Here is an 18,815-nt window from a genome sequence, read left to right as displayed (position 1 = left end):
TCAGTTCCAATTTTCCGCTAAATTATCTGATTCCTATTGCAGTAAGATACTCTCTCGCTGCAATTACATCATTAGCAATTTGCTCCTTAAGCGCTTCCAACGAAGCAAACCGCTGCTCATCACGTAATTTCTTACGTAACACTACATCGATATGACGCCCATATAAATCCATATTTGCATCAATCAGATGAACTTCTAACTGTGTTCCTTTTCCAGATACAGTCGGACGTGTGCCAATATTTGCCACACCCGGTAAAGGCTTATCACCTAAACCGTAAACTTCCACAGCATACACACCAGTAACCGGTGTGACTAAACGTTTTAACGGTAGGTTTGCTGTCGGAAAACCTATTGTTCTGCCAAGTTGGTTACCATGAACCACTCGCCCGCTAATACGATAAGAATGCCCTAACAGGCTTTCAGCTAATTCAAGGTTATTTTCTTGAATTGCCTTACGTATCGCTGTACTGCTGATACGTAGCCCTGAATCACAGAAGCTTTCTGTATCTGCAACTTCAAAACCAAATTCATCACCCGCTTGTTGTAAAAAAGCAAAATCCCCCATGCGATTTTTCCCAAAGCGGAAATCATCACCTATAGCGAGATACTTTACACCAAGCTTATTGACGAGTAAGTCAGAAACAAACTCAGCGGGTGTTAATGATGCAAAGTGCTGGTTAAATTCAACACATAAGAGGTAATCGATACCACTATCTGCGAGATATTTAACTTTGTCTCGCAGGCGTGTCAAACGCGCAGGCGCCTTGTCACCAATAAAAAATTCAAGGGGCTGTGGCTCAAATATCATCACAACAGTTGGTAACCCTAACTGCGCTCCCTTAAGTTTCAAATTTTGAAGTAAAACCTGATGCCCACGATGGACACCATCAAAATTACCGATAGTCAGCACGCAACCATGATGGCACGCCCGGATATTCTGTATACCGCGAATTAGCTCCATAACAGGCTCAATACCGAGGAAATTGCAGGATTATACCTTGTACGACGCATAAGGTTAACCTTAGTTCGCAAAAGGTTTCATTAAACCCTATTTTTTTGATCTCTACACGATTTATTCCCCACTATTTTATGCCATTAGTGGGTTATTACGCTCCCCAAACAGAGCTATTGCATTCGAACATCAAAAACTTTGGGGTAACCAATGGATTATCAATACAACAAATTTGTTCCAAGGTCTCTAAAAATATTATATTTTTATGTTTTACACTTCAATGGTTATAACCAAACGATTAAAAAGAACAAAAAACAACCATTTTATGGTCTATTTTCATACTCACCATTGATTGATAGGCCAAAAATTTTTTTTCGTCTTCGCTCTTTTTAAATTTCTGCCATCAATTACGCATTTTTTCACGCGAAGATCTGTATTCTTCTCATATTTGCTGATAGAATCTTGCACCATTCACAGCGCATGGACATCGAAGTACACGATGTTTATTTGCACAAATCCATTGACAAATGAAGGGCGAAAGGGCATATTCCTCGACCTTTGAATTGTCCTCAATAGAATACATTTGGGAGTTGGACCTTGGCTAATATCAAATCAGCTAAGAAACGTGCCGTTCAGTCAGAGAAACGTCGTCAGCATAACGCTAGCCGTCGCTCTATGGTACGTACTTTTATCAAGAAAGTTTACCTTGCTATCGCTGCTGGCGATAAAGAAGCTGCTCAGAAAGCATTCAATGACATGCAACCTATTGTTGATCGCCATGCTACTAAAGGCCTGATCCACAAAAATAAAGCAGCACGTCATAAAGCTAACTTAGTTGCTCAAATCAAAGCGATGTAATCTTGCTTCTTGATTAGCTAAAAAAACCGGCTTATGCCGGTTTTTTTATTTATTATTATTTTTTATCTAGGCTATCAAGCGGAACTGAAAATAAATCTGAGAAATCTTTATTACACACTCGTTGTACTGCTGGGTGCTGGATCATTCTCTCTGCAAAAATAACGTAGTATTCTTCTTTTACACTTTCTAAGCGCCCCAATTCTACAATATCGTCTCCACCTAAAAGGTCAGGTGTATATTGCGACGGAGCAACAAAAATTGCGTTATAATGCATACCGAATGCTTTCATAAGTGCGGCATCATCGAATTCACCTAATACTTCAACCTGCAAATTTTTATTGCGGATCCAAGCGAGTATATGTCTACCTAATAAATATCGCCGCCCAGGGATCAATAACCGACGTTCCTCTAAACATTCAGGAAATGGCTTTTTAGGGATAGGCTGACGGCAAAAGAAACTCATATTACACTCGCCCAATTTCACCGAAAACAAGCCTTCTTGCTGAGATGAGTCAACTGGGCAGTCAGATAAAATCATATCCAATTTATGTTGACTGAGCTGTTCTAATAACAATTCATGGGTTGATTCAAAACAACGTAAATGAATTTGTTCATGCTCAACAACCGTAGTTTCTAATATTTTACTTACTAACTGTTTTGATAGCGTATCCGCAACCCCGACATCAAACAGTAAGTTAGATTCGCGGCTGTAATTGACGATATCGAGCATTTCTTGGCTAAGCATAAACATTTTATCTGCGTAGCGAAAAATTAATTGTCCAAGCTCAGATGGCACTAAACCTCGCCCCTGCCTTTTAAACAACTTGCCACCTAAGCGCTCTTCTAGCGCTTTTATTTGCCCTGTAATTGTCTGAGGTGTCAGGTAAAGCGCTTCTGCTGCTCCGACAACAGAGCCCTCTTTACATACATGCCAGAAATAGTAAAGATGGTTAAAATTAAGATGTGAAACCCGCATATCGATTCCTTTTGTACCGTCGCTAGTTATGGTAACTACTATTGACCATACACATTTACCTGTACCCTATATTTTCAGGGCCTTTAAAATGAATACCGTAGTGTATTAATGAACACACTACGGTATATCATAGATTATTAGTTCGGAAATTCTTACTAATAATTTGCAAAATTACACAATAATCTTGTATTAGATTGATTCTTTTTGTTTCGGTAACACTACTCTTAACATAAAATACCCTAAAAACGCTGCTAACGTCGAACCAATCAAAATTCCTAGTCGTGAATAGGTACTATACACTTCATCAAGCCCATCAAATGCGAGACCAGTGATAAAAATAGACATAGTAAAACCGATCCCACACAGTACAGAAACTGCAAATACTTGTTTTAAGTTAATCGACTCCGGTAATTTTGCAACCCCAAGTTTTACCGAAACCCAACTGAACAGAAAAATCCCAATAGGCTTACCTAAGATCAAACCAGCGGCTACCCCTAAAGGCAATGGGCTCAATAAACCGTCTAAAGTCACACCTTGAAGTTGTACTCCTGAATTAGCAAATGCAAAAACAGGTAGAATTAAGTAAACAACCCATGGATGTAGGACGTGCTCTAATTCTTCTGAAGGTTTAGTCTGGTTAGTACCACGTAAAGGGATCAAGAAGCCGACAATTACCCCAGCTAATGTGGCATGAACACCAGATTTCAAAATACACACCCACAATATTAACCCAATAACTAAGTAAGCGGCTGTATTCTCTACTCTACGCCAATTCATCATACAGAGGATCGCAATACACAATGCTGATAGCCCCAATGCAATCAAGGAAACTGAGCTGGTATAGAAAAATGCAATAATTACGATAACGCCTAAATCATCAATGATAGCCAATGCCAATAAGAACACTTTTAGCTCTGTGGGTACTCGCTTACCTAGTAACGCCATCACACCTAAAGCAAATGCGATATCTGTTGCTGCTGGTATTGCCCATCCTTGTTGGGTAACAGTGTCTGCTCCATTAAATAATAAATAAATTAATGCGGGAGCAATCATTCCACCTAATGCTGCAATTGCTGGAAATATTGCTTTGTCTCGTCCTGCGAGGGATCCTTCTAATAATTCACGTTTTACTTCAAGGCCAACCACCAAAAAGAAAATCGCCATTAGAAAGTCATTGACCCATAATATCAAAGGCTTATCCAAACCAAATTCTGATATTTTAATTGATATAGGAATATCTAAAAATTGCTGATAAGCCCCCTGTAATGGCGAATTTGCCATCACTAAAGCGACTATGGCAGCAATAATCAGAAGTAAGCCCCCTGCTGCTTCTAACCTTAAAAATTTACGAATAATTGCTGTCATATATTTAACCTCAATGTTTTTTTGAATGTTAATACTATGCTAATTATTAATTCGTAAAAAATCGTTTATTTATCGCTTAATGCTCGAAATTACCGATTTGTTTAGGTTAGAGATCACGGCAAATGAGAAAAAAACGTTAATTTTACTATAGACAATTTTTATAAAAACAAATAATAAATTTTGTGATAAACGGACTTTATAAATTTAATTTTTTGGGTATCAAAAATCTGCATTTTTTATGTTCACAAGCAAAAAACCTATATTTATTTCTTCGATACCTTTCGTAAAAATTTTAAATATGGAAGACTATCTACAAGATATCTGCCAAGCGCCTCGCAAAAAAATGTGTTTGGATTGCTAATAAAATACTAATGATTACAATTTAACAATGACAACTTACGTATTACTTTCTGTGCTGTTTGCAGCTTTCTGCCATGCAAGCTGGAACGCCATAGTTAAATTTGGCAATGACCGTTTTTTCGGCCTAGTCATGATTTCTGTTTTTTCTGGCGTCTTATCAATACCCGCAATATTTTGGTTAGGTCTACCATCTCCAGAAGCGATTTACTGGTTAGCCTTATCCGTACTTTTTCATATTGGCTATACCTATTTTTTAAGTCAGGCTTATACACACGGTGACTTAAGCCAGATTTATCCAATATCACGCGGGTCCGCACCATTAATAACGGCACTATTAGGTGCTTTGCTGTTTAATGAGTTAATTCCATTGATGGGCCTTATTGGTGTTTTATTCATTATTAGTGGCGTCGTATTGATTGCGTTTGCAGGAAAAAAATTCACATTAAATATCAAGGGGAAAGCTCTAGTTTTTGCCATATCAACAGCCTTCTTCACCGCCTGTTATACCTTATCTGATGGTTATGGTGCCAGAGCAAGTGAAGATCCCGTGACGTATACTCTCTGGCTATTTTTATTAAATGGCATGGTGTTAGCTGTACCCGGTTTTATCAAATACCGAGGCACCTTACTTGTTGGAATTCAACAATATTGGCGTTCAGGGTTACTGGGGGGGTTAATGCAGCTCATTAGTTATGGCATTGCTATATGGGCGATGAGCCAAGCCCCAATTGTCATGGTCGCAGCGATTAGAGAAACGAGTGTACTCTTCGCCATGTTCCTATCTATTGCTTTTCTCAAAGAAAAATTCAACGTGATGCGAGTCATTGCCTGTGTCGTTATTGTTTTTGGTGTTTTATTAGCAAAATTAAGCCATTAAAAAATTATTATTTTAAATATTCAATCAGTAAGCAATACACTTAGTTTTCTCAAAAATAGTATTAATGTTTTTTCACTCATAATTTTTATATTTTCTCACCAGATATGAGGCCAAAATGTCGTTTTTAAAATCTTTACTGGCTATTTCCATTATTAGTGCTTCTTTTTCTAGCTTTGCAGCTACATCTGCTGACATCATTATTGTAGATGGAACCATCTTAACAATGGATGCCCAGAAACAAGTTATTGACCATGGTACTGTTGTCATCAAAGGCAATAAAATTATTGCTGTTGGTGGCCCTGAGCTGGCTCAAAGTTATCAAGCACCTAGTATCCTGAATGTTGATGGCGACATTGTCATGCCTGGGTTAATTAATACTCATACACATGCATCTATGACCGTTTTTCGTTCTTTAGCCGATGATGTGCCAGACCGTTTACACCGTTATATCTTCCCATTAGAAAACAAAATGGTCTCTCGTGAAATGGTACGTGTTGGCGCAAACCTTGCTAATATTGAAATGATTAAAGGTGGTGTCACAACTTACGTTGATATGTATTATTTTGAAGATGAAGTGGCTAAAACCGTTGATAAAATTGGCTTAAGAGCTGTCCTTGGTGAATCTGTTATTCAATTTCCTGTCGCTGATGCAAAAAATGCAGATGAAGGTATCAATTATGCAGTGAATTTTATCAACCAATACAAAGATCACCCTCGTATCACCCCCGCCTTTGCACCTCATGCACCGTATACCAATACCACAGAGCACTTACAGAAAATCGCAAAATTGTCTCAAGAACTTAATGTGCCAGTGATGATCCACCTTGCTGAAACAGATCGTGAGCAAGAAGAAATCGCCAAACGTACGGGAGGGAAAAGCCCTGTACAATATATGGCTGATATTGGAGCGCTGAATAATAAAGTTATTGCAGCTCACGCAATCATGGTTGATGAAAAAGATATGGATCTCCTCAAGCAGTATGATGTGGGTGTCGCACATAATATCAGTGCAAACACGAAATCTGCTAAGGGAGTAGCGCCGGTCACGACCATGCTTCAAAAAGGTATTCGAGTTGGTTTAGGAACCGATGGTCCGATGTCGAGTAATACGTTAACAACATTAAATGAGCTGAACTTAGTGGGGAAAATTCACAAACTAGCCAATAAAGATAGAGCGGCGATGCCCCCCATTACGGTTGTTGAGATGGCGACCATGGGCTCTGCGCGAGTGTTACATATGGAAGACAAATTAGGCTCTCTCGAAGCGGGGAAATTAGCTGACATCATTGTTATTGATACTAAATCACCAAACATGGTTCCTATGTATAGCCCCTATGCCGCATTAGTCTATGGTGCAAATGGCGCGAATGTTCGCCATACTATTGTTGATGGCAAGGTGTTGATGCAAGACCGCCAGCTGCTGACCGCAGATGAAGGCACCATTATTAAAGAAGCTCAAAACTTTGCTAACAAAGTCCGCGAAACCGTAGTTGCGAGTGGTGAAGTCGTAAAATAAGATAAAAAAATGGCTGACTTGGCAATATGCTCAGTCAGCCATTCTAACATTACCAATTATTAACTAATTATTTATTAGTTAAATCATCAAAGAATTTTTTCACGCCATCTAAAAAGCTTTTAGAGCGCGGGCTATTCTTCTCACCGCTCTTTCCACCTAGTGATTCACCAAATTCTTTGAGTAACTCTTTTTGTTTTTCATTCAGTTTTACAGGTGTTTCAACAACAATATGGCACATTAAATCACCTTGCAAACCACCACGCACCGATTTCACACCTTTTCCTTTCATGCGGAAAATTTTACCGGTCTGAGTTTCTGCTGGAATTTTCAGTTTCACACGGCCATCAAGGGTTGGCACTTCAATTTCACCACCCAATGCTGCATCAGCAAAGTTAATTGGAACCTCGCAGTGCAGGTTATTACCATCACGCTCAAAAATGTTATGAGGTAATACATGAACCTGAACGAATAAATCTCCTGCTGGTGCCCCGTTTTCTCCGGCTTCACCTTCTCCTGACAAACGCACACGGTCCCCCGTATCTACGCCTGCTGGAATTTTAACTGACAGTGTTTTATATCTTTCAACTCGGCCATGACCATGACATTTGTTGCATGGGTCTTTGATTACTTTACCGCGACCGTGACACGTTGGACAAGGCTGTTGTACAGAGAAAAAGCCTTGTCGCATATGGACTTGGCCCATACCGTGACATGTTGAGCACGTATCCGCACTGGTTCCTGGTTTCGCACCATTACCATGACAAACATCACAGGTTTCCAAGGTTGGAATACGGATTTCTTTGGTCACTCCACGGACAGCCTCTTCAAGAGTCAGTTCCATGTTGTACTGTAGGTCAGAACCACGGCTAGGGCGCTGCTGTCTGCGGCCACCTCCAAAAATATCACCGAAGACGTCACCAAAAATATCACTAAAGTCTGCACCACCACCGAAGCCACCGCCTCCGCCCATTCCACCTTGCTCAAACGCAGCATGACCATACTGGTCATAAGCAGCACGTTTTTGCTCGTCAGAAAGAACCTCGTAAGCTTCTTTGATCTCTTTAAATTTATCTTCTGAACCTTTATCACCCTGATTACGGTCAGGGTGATGCTTCATCGCTAAGCGCTTATAAGCACGCTTAATATCTTTATCCGATGCATTTCTTTCGAGGCCTAATACCTCATAAAAATCTCTTTTTGCCATTTAATTTTACCCTTAACATGCGGAACGGGCGTAGAGTTTCCTCGACGCCCGTATCCGGTATCAGTAACCATTAACTGTCATTTGCTATAGCTACTGTGCCCGCTAAGGGCATTATTTTTTGTCTTTGTCATTTACTTCTTCGAATTCAGCATCAACAACATCATCATCTTTTTTCGCTTCTGCACCAGCGCCAGCTGCACCGCCCGTTTGAGCTTCTTGCTGTGCGATTTCCAGAAGTTTCGCAGATGCCGTGACTAAAGCTTGGATTTTCGCTTCAATATCTGCTTTGTCTTCACCTTTTGCTGCTGCTTCTAACTCAGAAGTTGCTTTTTCGATATTCGCTTTATCTTCAGTTGGTAATTTCTCACCGGCTTCTTCGATTTGTTTACGCGTACCGTGAACTAATTGGTCAGCTTGGTTACGAACCTGAACTAATTCTTCAAATTTACGGTCTGCTTCAGCGTTTGCTTCTGCATCACGTACCATTTTTTCGATTTCCTCGTCATTCAGACCTGAAGAAGCTTTAATGGTGATGTTTTGCTCACGTCCGCTATTCTTATCTTTAGCAGAAACATGCAAGATACCATCAGCATCGATATCAAAAGTTACTTCAATTTGTGGCATACCACGTGGTGCAGGTTGAATACCATCTAAGTTAAACTGCCCCAGTGATTTGTTGTCACTTGCGCGTTTACGCTCACCTTGCAGAACATGGATAGTTACCGCTGCTTGGTTATCTTCCGCTGTTGAGAACACTTGGCTATGTTTCGTTGGGATAGTGGTATTCTTCGAGATTAACGAAGTCATCACGCCACCCATGGTTTCGATACCTAAAGACAGAGGAGTTACGTCAAGTAACAGAACGTCTTTAACATCACCGGCTAAAACACCACCTTGAACTGCCGCACCCATTGCAACTGCTTCGTCTGGGTTCACGTCTTTACGTGGCTCTTTACCAAAGAAATCAGCAACAACTTTTTGAACCATTGGCATACGTGTTTGACCACCAACTAAGATAACGTCGTTGATTTCGCTCACGCTTAAGCCTGCGTCTTGCAGAGCAACTTTAACTGGCTCCATAGAACGCTTAACTAAATCTTCTACCAGTGACTCTAATTTCGCACGAGTCACTTTGATATTCATGTGTTTAGGACCTGTTGCATCTGCTGTAATATACGGCAGGTTAACATCTGTTTGTTGTGCAGAAGACAGCTCAATTTTCGCTTTTTCTGCAGCTTCTTTCAGACGTTGCATTGCTAACGGGTCGTTACGCAGGTCAACACCTTGTTCTTTCTTAAATTCTTCAACTAAGTAGTTGATTAAACGTGTATCAAAGTCTTCACCACCTAAGTGAGTGTCACCATTGGTAGCCAGAACTTCATAGGTTTTTTCGCCATCAACTTCATCGATTTCGATGATTGATAAGTCAAAGGTACCACCACCTAAGTCATATACCGCGATAGTACGGTTACCCACTTCTCGGTCCAAACCATATGCTAACGCAGCAGCTGTTGGTTCGTTAATGATACGTTTTACTTCTAGACCAGCGATACGACCAGCATCTTTAGTTGCTTGACGCTGAGCATCGTTAAAGTAAGCAGGAACAGTAATAACCGCTTCTGTTACTGGCTCACCTAAATAGTCTTCTGCTGTTTTCTTCATTTTTTTCAGAACTTCAGCTGAAACTTGTGGTGGCGCCATTTTTTGGCCTTTCACATCTAACCAAGCATCGCCGTTATCAGCCGCAATGATTTTATATGGCATGATAGAAACGTCGCGCTGAACTTCTTCGTCTTGGAAACGACGACCAATTAAACGTTTGATTGCGAATAAAGTATTTTCTGGGTTAGTCACAGCCTGACGTTTCGCTGGCTGACCAACTAAAATTTCACCATCTTGAGTGTACGCAATGATGGAAGGAGTCGTTCTATCACCTTCGCTGTTCTCCAGAACACGAGCTGTAGTACCATCCATAATTGCAACGCATGAGTTAGTTGTACCCAAGTCGATACCAATGATTTTACCCATCTAAAACGCCTCCAAAGGAATTCTTTTCACTATGATTTCGATATCAATCTATATGAGGCTCAATATTTCATTTTCAAGGGAGTTTTCACTCAGAGCCTAAATTATTTTTCAATACGCAATAATTTGGATTGATATCAGTTGATGCTTTTAAGATGGGGTCACAAATTCATTCATCAAGGGGGAGAATCAAAAAAATTTGCATTTATTGCAAAAAAACCTGTTTTGTGATCATTGTTTAAACAATTAAAACTGCGTATGATGCGCCGCCGCTGTCACTTTGGCAAAAAATTTTGTTTTTTATCTATTTGAATTATTTATATTTTACCAGAGGTTATATGCAGTCTAGCTCTCTTGCAAATCCAGGCCCACTTGGTTTATTAGGCTTTGGTATGACAACCATCCTGCTGAATATTCATAACGCAGGTTTTTTCCCTCTTTCATCCGTTATTTTAAGTATGGGCATTTTTTATGGTGGTATTGCTCAATTTATTGCGGGTCTGATCGAATACAAAAAAGGCAATACATTCGGTGCAACTGCATTTACCTCTTACGGTATGTTTTGGATTGCATTAGTGGGGTTATTATTTTTGCCTTCAATGGGATTAGCCGAAGCAACTTCACCTGAGTTTTTAGGTGTTTTCCTCGCTATTTGGGGAATTTTTACCTTTTTCATGTTTTTAGGAACCTTCAAAGCTAATTTTGTTTTGCAATTTGTCTTTGGTAGCTTAACGGTATTATTCGCTTTATTAGCGATTGGTAATATGACGGGAAATGCAGCATTACTAAAATTTGCTGGTTTTGAGGGAATTATCTGTGGTGCTAGCGCATTTTATTTAGCAGTCGCAGAAATATTAAATGAGCAATATGGTAAAACGGTATTACCGATTGGCCAACGTGGTTAAATTTAACTCACGTATGTGATTTTATGCATTAAATATCATTAATCAGGTGAGTTAAGCCTCACCTGATTACATTAAAAGACTACTCAGGGCGAATAGCCGATTTAGGCCTGAACGCTTTCACAATTGTAGGGTCTGTTTCTACATAGGGGCCATCAAGTAATTGAATACAATAAGGAACACTGGCAAAAATACCAGAAACTACCACATTCCCTTCTTTGTCTTTTAAACCTTCCAGAGTTTCCGCAATCGCTTTAGGCTGCCCTGGTAAATTTAAAATCAGAGCTTGATTGCGTATTACCCCCACTTGACGTGACAGTATCGCAGTAGGGACGAATTTTAGACTAATTTGGCGCATTTGCTCACCGAAACCCGGCATCTCACGGTCAGCAATCGCAAGGGTTGCATCAGGCGTGACATCGCGACGAGCGGGCCCTGTCCCACCAGTAGTGAGGACTAAATGGCAAGCAAATTCATCCACCAGCTCACATAATGTTTGCTCTATCATGATTTGCTCATCAGGGATCAGGCGTGTTTCAATACGAAAAGGGGTTGTCAGCGTTTTTGCTAACCACTCTTCTAATGCAGGAATGCCTTTGTCTTCATAAATACCACTCGAAGCACGATCAGAAACAGAAACCAGACCTATGCGCAATTCATTCATACAAACCTCAAAAAATTGATCAATTCAGAAACTGTCTACTAATGGATAAACAGGAGCATTATCATAGCATGATGCGCTTTTGCATACAGTGACCTCAATTTTATATCTTGAAATTGAGAACTAACTCAATGAAAAATAGGTATAAAAAAACCCAACCAACTGGCTGGGTTTTAAGAAAAAACGAAATAAATTACAGTAAATCTGCAATCATTTTTTCCAGTTTTTCTTGGTCTACTGCAAACTTACGGATACCGTCAGACAGTTTATCAACCGCCATTGGATCTTGGTTGTGCTGCCAGTAGAACTCAGCTTCAGTCAACTTAGCGCCTGGCTCTTGAGTTTTACCTGTATCTATCAATTTACGGTCTAATTCGCCTTGTGACTCAGACAGTTCTTTCAGTAAGCCAGGGGAGATAGTTAAGCGGTCACAACCTGCTAACTCAATGATTTCACCCACGTTACGGAAGCTTGCGCCCATAACCACAGTTTTATAACCGTGAGCTTTGTAGTAATTGTAGATTTCGGTAACAGAAATCACACCTGGATCTTCATGTGGCGCGAATTCTTTTTTATCTGTATTCGCTTTGTACCAGTCAAGGATACGGCCCACAAATGGAGAAATCAGGTATACACCTGCTTCTGCGCAAGCACGCGCTTGAGCAAAAGAGAATAATAAGGTCAGGTTACAGTTAATGCCTTCTTTTTCCAGTTTCTCTGCAGCACGGATACCCTGCCAAGTCGAAGCTAGTTTAATCAGAATACGGTCATTACTGATGCCTGCATCGTTATACATTTTAATTAAGTGACGCGCTTTAGTAATACAAGCTTCTTCATCATAAGAAAGGCGCGCATCAACTTCAGTAGAAATACGACCCGGAACTAATTTCAGAATTTCCAGACCGATATTAACAGCCAGTTTGTCACAAGCATCAACAATTTGTTGCTCACGATTACTGCTTTGCTTACGTGCCCATTCTACCGCTTCATCAATTAATTTACGGTACTCAGGAATTTGTGCAGCATTTAAGATCAGCGATGGATTTGTGGTCGCGTCTTGTGGTTTGTAAAGCTTCATCGCTTCGATGTCGCCAGTATCAGCAACAACGGTTGTCAAACTACGTAGTGAGGTTAGTTTATCGGTCATTTCTTTAATCTCGTTGTTATACCCGTCATATTTCAAGTTGTAGCGGTATAGGCTAAAAAACTGCAACTTGAATTACTTTGCGTATTATAAAGGAATTGTGGCTATCGCCGCACCGTCTACAGATAATATCATGCATCCATATTGCTGCAAGCAAGTAAATCTAGTCAAAAGCAACTATTTGATTGGCAATCGGTTTCGCTAGCCAATTAGAAACTGAATCCTTTTAGCAGTGATACTGTGCTCTTATTATAATAAAGAATAATATTGGTTTGGCTTATCGTATCAATTAGCCAATTAGGAAGAATTTTTGCTAAAGTAAGCAGTATCATTCTTTATAAAGGGTCAAGTCATGCTTATTACAATTTCACCTGCAAAAACATTAGACTACGAAAGCCCACTTGCGACGCAGCAATTTACTCAGCCTGAATTACTCACTGAGTCTCAAAAATTAATTAATGTCTGTCGTAAGTTAACCCCTTCAGATATTGCCAGTTTAATGAAAATTAGTGACAAACTTGCAGGGCTCAACGCTGCCCGTTTTGAAGAATGGCATGCGGACTTTACCCCAGAAAATGCACGCCAAGCGATCCTCGCATTCAAGGGGGACGTATATACTGGTATGCAAGCAGAGACTTTTTCACAAGACGATTTTGCGTTTGCTCAATCCCATTTACGCATATTATCAGGTCTTTACGGTATTTTAAGGCCACTAGATTTAATGCAACCTTATCGCTTAGAAATGGGAATTCGTTTAAAAAACACCCGTGGAAAAGATTTATATGAGTTTTGGGGAGACATTATCACCAAACAGCTCAATCACGCCTTAGCAGAACAAAAAGACCAAGTATTAATCAACCTAGCTTCTGATGAGTACTTCAAATCCGTGAATACGAAGAAACTGGATGGTCAAATCATCAAACCTGTTTTCCTTGATGAAAAGAATGGTAAATATAAAGTTATCAGTTTTTATGCAAAAAAAGCGCGGGGTTTAATGAGTCGCTTTATTATCCAAAATAAATTGACGACAACAGACCAACTGGCTGATTTTAATTTAGAAAGCTATCAATTTGATGAGAGCCAATCTAAAGGTAACGAGCTAGTATTTACTCGTTCAGAACAAGCTTAATTCTTAATCCCTAAAACGTGGGGACTGGCGCACAGCCGATACCCACGTATTTCAAAATACTTCACTCTTTTTTCCAACTCTATCACAGTTTATTTATAAACTTTCTAACCAATAACAAATTAGCATTGATTCCTCAGACTACTTTTTAGCTTTATGACAGTATAAGTTGAGGTTTTGCCCACTACTTTGGAGGTGAAGTATGCCTTATGTTGCATCATCAAAGCGCTATAGTGAAATGGAATATCGTTTATGTGGCCGTAGCGGGTTACGGTTACCACTGATTTCATTAGGGTTATGGCATAACTTTGGCAATAACAAACCCTTTGATAACTGCCAAGCCATGCTTCGTCATGCTTTTGACCTTGGGATCACCCATTTCGATCTGGCTAATAATTATGGACCACCTCCTGGATCTGCCGAAAGTACATTTGGCCAAATCATGCAACAGGATTTCCTGCCTTATCGTGATGAAATGATCATTTCATCAAAAGCGGGTTTCACTATGTGGGATGGCCCTTATGGTGACTGGGGAAGTAAAAAGTACTTGGTGGCAAGCCTAGACCAGAGCTTGAAACGAATGGGTTTGGATTATGTAGATATCTTTTATCATCATCGACCTGACCCCAACACCCCATTAGAAGAAACCATGGGAGCGTTGGATCTCATTGTTCGCCAAGGAAAAGCCCTGTATGTCGGGATTTCTAATTACCCAACGAATTTAGCCAAAGAAGCTATTGGTATCCTCAATGAATTGGGAACCCCTTGCCTGATCCACCAGCCGAAATATTCTATGCTAGAACGTACTCCTGAAGAGGGTTTACTCGATTTACTGGAAGAAGAAGGGGTGGGCTCTATCGCATATTCCCCGCTAGCCGGTGGTCTTTTAACTGATCGCTACCTTAATGGTATTCCTGCTGATTCACGCGCGGCAGGCAATCCTTCTTTACCTCCTGAAAGGCTCACTTCGACCATTTTATCAAAAGTTAAACAACTGAATGAATTGGCGATAAAAAGAGGACAAAAGCTAAACCAAATGGCATTAGCCTGGTTGCTTAGACATGATAGGATCACTTCCGTCCTCATCGGTGCAAGCCGTATTAGCCAAATTGATGATGCAATGGGGATCCTAAAAAATCGTAACTTTACGCAAGATGAACTCAAAGCCATCGAATTAATATTAGAAAACGAATAACCCCCATAAGTTGCAGGATATCCTGCAACTTAATGAATTTTATCTCAATTAACGATATTCCCCATTGGCTTTAAACTGCACCACAGAATAAGGCTGAGTACGACCATCTGGTTGTTCCATCCCTAGACTACCAATTGGCATACCAGGAACAGAAATTCCTACCACATCCGCCGGTAAGGTATCAATCGCATCAAGACTGCTGACAGGAACATGACCAACAATCACTTTGCCTTTATATTTTGCAATGTGGCAACTGCGTAAGTTATGTGGCACATTCAGCTCATCATTTAGTTTGTTCAAGTCATCATAACTGATTTCATTGATCACAACGTCATACCCTGCTTTTTTAACCCCTTCTCCCCATAATTGGCAGCAGCCACAATTTGCATCTTTATACAATTGCACACTCTGGTTTTGAGAAAATGCAGAAAATGACAGTAAAAACATTCCACCTAAAATTATCTTTTTCATTGCTATTTACCTTATCAATAATAATGACGAGTACTTAAAAAGTGTCTATTTTTTATGACGTAACTGGCAGATTAATTTATAAGCTGCGGGAATAATAAATAGGGATAATAGTGGCGCGGTGATCATACCGCCAATCATCGGTGCAGCTATACGGCTCATGACTTCCGAACCGACTCCCGTCCCAAGTAATATTGGCAATAAACCCGCTAAAATTACGGCAACTGTCATGGCTTTAGGACGGACACGTAAAACAGCACCTTCATATAATGCATGGTCTAAATCTTGGTTTGATAACTTGCTTATTCCTTGCTGTTTTTCTTTATCTTCGATTGCATGGCGTAAATAAATCAACATAACCACGCCAAATTCAGCGGCGACACCTGCCAATGCAATAAACCCAGTCCCTGTCGCAACCGATAAATTAAAGTTCATCCAATAAAGGAACCAAATAGCGCCCACTAAAGCAAATGGTAAGCTTAATAAAATCAGTAATGCTTCACTAAATCGTCTGAATGCTAAATAAAGCAGGACAAAAATAATCAGTATGGTAGCAGGAACCATTAACATTAATTTTTGGTTAGCTCTTTCGAGCAATTCAAATTGTCCCGTAAAGGAATAGCTCAAACCCGGCTTCATTTGGATGTTATCTTTTATTGCGGCATCAATATCTTTAATAACAGAGACCATATCGCGATCGCGTGCATCAATATAAATCCAGCTTGTTGGTCTTGCGTTCTCTGTTTTCAACATTGGAGCGCCCATATTCACAGATACATCAGCAACATCACTAAGCACAATTTGCTGTTTGCTCGGCGTTAAAATTGGTAATAATTTCATCGCAGATACGCTATTTCGGTAATCTTGAGGATATCTTATGCTAATTGGGTAGCGCTCGATTCCTTCAACCGTTTCCCCGATCATTTCCCCACCAGTCGCCATTGAAATATAAACTTGTACATCACTGATACTCATGCCAAAACGAGCCGCTTTTTCTCTATCAATTTTGACATCAATATAACGCCCACCAACCAATCGTTCGGCCAAAACAGAAACAACCCCAGGAACCGATTTTGTCACCTTTTCAATTTCTTGGGCTAATGCGTCGATCTCATCAAGATCTCTGCCTGATACTTTGATACCGATAGGGCTTTTGACTCCTGTTGATAACATATCAATACGATTACGTATAGGTGGAACCCATAAGTTTGCAACCCCAGGCAAGCGCACGGTTTCATCAAGCTCATCAATAATTTTTTCGAGTGTCATTCCTTCTCGCCACTCTGCTTGCGGTTTCAAACGTATCGTTGTTTCGATCATCTCCATAGGAGCAGAGTCCGTTGCCGTTTCAGCTTTACCGACTTTACCGAATACCGTATCTACCTCAGGAATAGTTTTGATTAACTTATCTGTATTTTGCAGTAAAAATGCCGCTTGAGCAGGCGAAACTCCCGGTAATGTTGAAGGCATATAAAGTAAGTCACCTTCATTAATCGCAGGAAGGAATTCACCCCCTAAATGTTTTAATGGCCATATCACGGTAAATAAAGATAAGAAACCAATTAATAAGGTGGTCTTCGGCCACGCTAATACCTTAACTAAAATAGGGCTGTAGAGAGCAATCAACCAACGATTCAGTGGATTTTTATTTTCATTTGGAATATTACCGCGGATCCAATACCCCATTAGGATTGGAATAACAATTAACGCTAACGCCGCTGCTCCCGCCATGGCATAAGTTTTTGTGAATGCGAGCGGGCCAAATAAACGGCCTTCTTGTCCTTCCAACGTAAAAATAGGAATAAAAGACAATGTGATAATTAATAAACTGATAAATAATGCAGGCCCAACTTCAACAGCAGAGTCCGTAATAACTTTCCAACGCTGGGCATTATCAATGACTTTGCCTTCATTTTCATGTTGCCATTTTTCTAATTTTTTATGCGCATTTTCGATCATTACAATGGCGGCATCTACCATTGCCCCGATAGCAATTGCAATGCCCCCTAACGACATAATATTTGCATTTATTCCTTGGTAGCGCATGACGATAAAGGCAATAAATAATCCAAGGGGCAAAGAAATAATTGCCACGAGAGCAGAACGGAAATGCCATAAAAAAACGGCACACACTAATGCGACAACAATAAATTCTTCTAGTAACTTATAACTTAGATTATCAATCGCATTATCAATAAGAATACTTCGATCATAAGTCGTGATTATTTCGATGCCTTCCGGCAAACTGGCACTTAAATCTTCAAGTTTCTGTTTTACATCATGGATCACATTACGTGCATTTTCACCTGAACGAAGCAAGATAATACCACCAACCACCTCGCCTTCCCCATTGAGCTCAGCAACTCCACGACGCATTTCAGGGCCTTCCTGTATTCGAGCAACATCTTGCAGGTAAATTGGCACGCCATTTTCGGGGGTTTTCAGGTAGATTTTATTGAAATCATCAATAGATTGAAGGTATCCACTTGCTCTAACCATATATTCAGCTTCAGCAATTTCAATCGATGAGCCACCCGCTTCTTGGTTAGCCATTTCGACTGCCTGTTTTATTTCAGGTAATGTCACGGAAAATTGGCTGAGCTTGAGCGGATCAACTAAGATTTGGTAAGATTTAACCACACCGCCAACGGTTGCCACTTCGGAGACATTAGGCAACGCCTTCAATTCATATTTCAAAAACCAATCTTGTAATGAACGCAGTTCTGCTAGATTATGCTTTCCGGTTTTGTCCACTAAAGCATATTCAAAAACCCAACCAACCCCTGTCGCATCAGGGCCAATGGAGGCTACTGCACCTTTTGGCAATTGGTTTTGCACTTGATTTAAATATTCTAAAACGCGTGAACGAGCCCAGTATAAATCTGTATTATCTTCAAAAATAACATAAACATATGAGTCACCAAATGCAGAAAACCCCCGCACTGTTTTTGCTCCCGGCACAGATAGCATCGTCGTCGTTATTGGGTAGGTAACTTGGTTTTCAACCAGTTGGGGCGCTTGACCTGGATAAGTGGTTTTGATGATCACTTGTACATCAGATAAGTCAGGTAATGCATCAACAGGTGTACTGCGGATACTCCAAATACCCGCAATAACTAAAAACATGACACCCATGAGCACTAGAAAGCGGTTAGCGACCGAGCGTCTTATAATCCATTCCAACAT

General features: G+C 40.2%; 15 protein-coding genes. 6 read left to right on the top strand and 9 right to left on the bottom strand.

Annotated elements, in window-relative coordinates:
- Nucleotides 1-22: 22 nt before the first annotated feature.
- Entirely contained in the window at nucleotides 23-961 is a 939-nt protein-coding gene (ribF, locus tag M1E86_RS03380; protein WP_102138982.1) for a bifunctional riboflavin kinase/FAD synthetase, read from the bottom strand.
- 588 nt (nucleotides 962-1,549) lie between these two features.
- On the opposite strand from ribF, the gene rpsT reads away from it, so the two are divergent.
- A complete protein-coding gene (gene rpsT / locus M1E86_RS03375) occupies nucleotides 1,550-1,810 on the top strand; it encodes a 30S ribosomal protein S20 (RefSeq protein ID WP_004914688.1) in 261 nt (86 codons plus the stop codon).
- A gap of 55 nt (nucleotides 1,811-1,865) precedes the next feature.
- Here the strand turns inward: rpsT and nhaR are convergent, their stop codons facing one another.
- Together nhaR and nhaA are read right to left on the bottom strand one after the other, a co-directional pair.
- Nucleotides 1,866-2,786, bottom strand: a complete 921-nt coding sequence (nhaR, locus tag M1E86_RS03370; protein ID WP_125891919.1) for a transcriptional activator NhaR — start codon at nucleotides 2,784-2,786, stop codon at nucleotides 1,866-1,868.
- A gap of 189 nt (nucleotides 2,787-2,975) precedes the next feature.
- Nucleotides 2,976-4,151, bottom strand: coding sequence for a Na+/H+ antiporter NhaA (gene nhaA / locus M1E86_RS03365; protein ID WP_213912965.1), 1,176 nt, complete (start codon nucleotides 4,149-4,151; stop codon nucleotides 2,976-2,978).
- Nucleotides 4,152-4,539: 388 nt separating this feature from the next.
- On the opposite strand from nhaA, the gene M1E86_RS03360 reads away from it, so the two are divergent.
- Together M1E86_RS03360 and M1E86_RS03355 are read left to right on the top strand one after the other, a co-directional pair.
- A complete protein-coding gene (locus M1E86_RS03360; protein ID WP_213912966.1) occupies nucleotides 4,540-5,388 on the top strand; it encodes an EamA family transporter in 849 nt (282 codons plus the stop codon).
- Between the two features lie 115 nt (nucleotides 5,389-5,503).
- Nucleotides 5,504-6,904: an amidohydrolase gene (locus tag M1E86_RS03355; RefSeq protein ID WP_213912967.1), complete on the top strand. Its 1,401-nt coding sequence runs from the start codon at nucleotides 5,504-5,506 to the stop codon at nucleotides 6,902-6,904.
- 67 nt (nucleotides 6,905-6,971) lie between these two features.
- Here the strand turns inward: M1E86_RS03355 and dnaJ are convergent, their stop codons facing one another.
- Nucleotides 6,972-8,108 carry a molecular chaperone DnaJ gene (gene dnaJ, locus M1E86_RS03350; protein ID WP_112307826.1) on the bottom strand — a complete coding sequence of 379 codons (1,137 nt, stop codon included), beginning with the start codon at nucleotides 8,106-8,108 and terminating at the stop codon, nucleotides 6,972-6,974.
- 111 nt (nucleotides 8,109-8,219) lie between these two features.
- Nucleotides 8,220-10,136, bottom strand: coding sequence for a molecular chaperone DnaK (dnaK, locus tag M1E86_RS03345; protein ID WP_125891915.1), 1,917 nt, complete (start codon nucleotides 10,134-10,136; stop codon nucleotides 8,220-8,222).
- 335 nt (nucleotides 10,137-10,471) lie between these two features.
- Between dnaK and satP the strand changes: the two genes are divergently transcribed.
- Nucleotides 10,472-11,038 (top strand): acetate uptake transporter, encoded by a 567-nt coding sequence (satP, locus tag M1E86_RS03340; RefSeq protein ID WP_125891914.1) that lies wholly within the window; start codon nucleotides 10,472-10,474, stop codon nucleotides 11,036-11,038.
- A 79-nt stretch (nucleotides 11,039-11,117) separates the two neighbouring features.
- Here the strand turns inward: satP and mog are convergent, their stop codons facing one another.
- Both mog and tal read right to left on the bottom strand, forming a co-directional pair.
- Nucleotides 11,118-11,699, bottom strand: coding sequence for a molybdopterin adenylyltransferase (mog, locus tag M1E86_RS03335; RefSeq protein ID WP_181489286.1), 582 nt, complete (start codon nucleotides 11,697-11,699; stop codon nucleotides 11,118-11,120).
- 190 nt (nucleotides 11,700-11,889) lie between these two features.
- Nucleotides 11,890-12,843, bottom strand: a complete 954-nt coding sequence (tal, locus tag M1E86_RS03330; protein ID WP_125891912.1) for a transaldolase — start codon at nucleotides 12,841-12,843, stop codon at nucleotides 11,890-11,892.
- Nucleotides 12,844-13,192: 349 nt separating this feature from the next.
- Between tal and yaaA the strand changes: the two genes are divergently transcribed.
- A complete protein-coding gene (gene yaaA, locus M1E86_RS03325; protein ID WP_213912968.1) occupies nucleotides 13,193-13,969 on the top strand; it encodes a peroxide stress protein YaaA in 777 nt (258 codons plus the stop codon).
- 199 nt (nucleotides 13,970-14,168) lie between these two features.
- Nucleotides 14,169-15,161, top strand: a complete 993-nt coding sequence (locus M1E86_RS03320) for an aldo/keto reductase (RefSeq protein WP_125891910.1) — start codon at nucleotides 14,169-14,171, stop codon at nucleotides 15,159-15,161.
- Between the two features lie 48 nt (nucleotides 15,162-15,209).
- Here the strand turns inward: M1E86_RS03320 and M1E86_RS03315 are convergent, their stop codons facing one another.
- Entirely contained in the window at nucleotides 15,210-15,632 is a 423-nt protein-coding gene (locus tag M1E86_RS03315; RefSeq protein ID WP_213912969.1) for a DUF411 domain-containing protein, read from the bottom strand.
- Nucleotides 15,633-15,677: 45 nt separating this feature from the next.
- Nucleotides 15,678-18,815, bottom strand: coding sequence for a CusA/CzcA family heavy metal efflux RND transporter (locus M1E86_RS03310; RefSeq protein ID WP_213912970.1), 3,138 nt, complete (start codon nucleotides 18,813-18,815; stop codon nucleotides 15,678-15,680).

It is taken from the genome of Providencia sp. PROV200, assembly GCF_049901995.1.
Taxonomy (GTDB): Bacteria; Pseudomonadota; Gammaproteobacteria; order Enterobacterales; family Enterobacteriaceae; genus Providencia; species Providencia rettgeri_E.
Note: the sequence above shows the minus strand (reverse complement) of the source record. Positions and strands in the feature narration are given on the sequence as shown.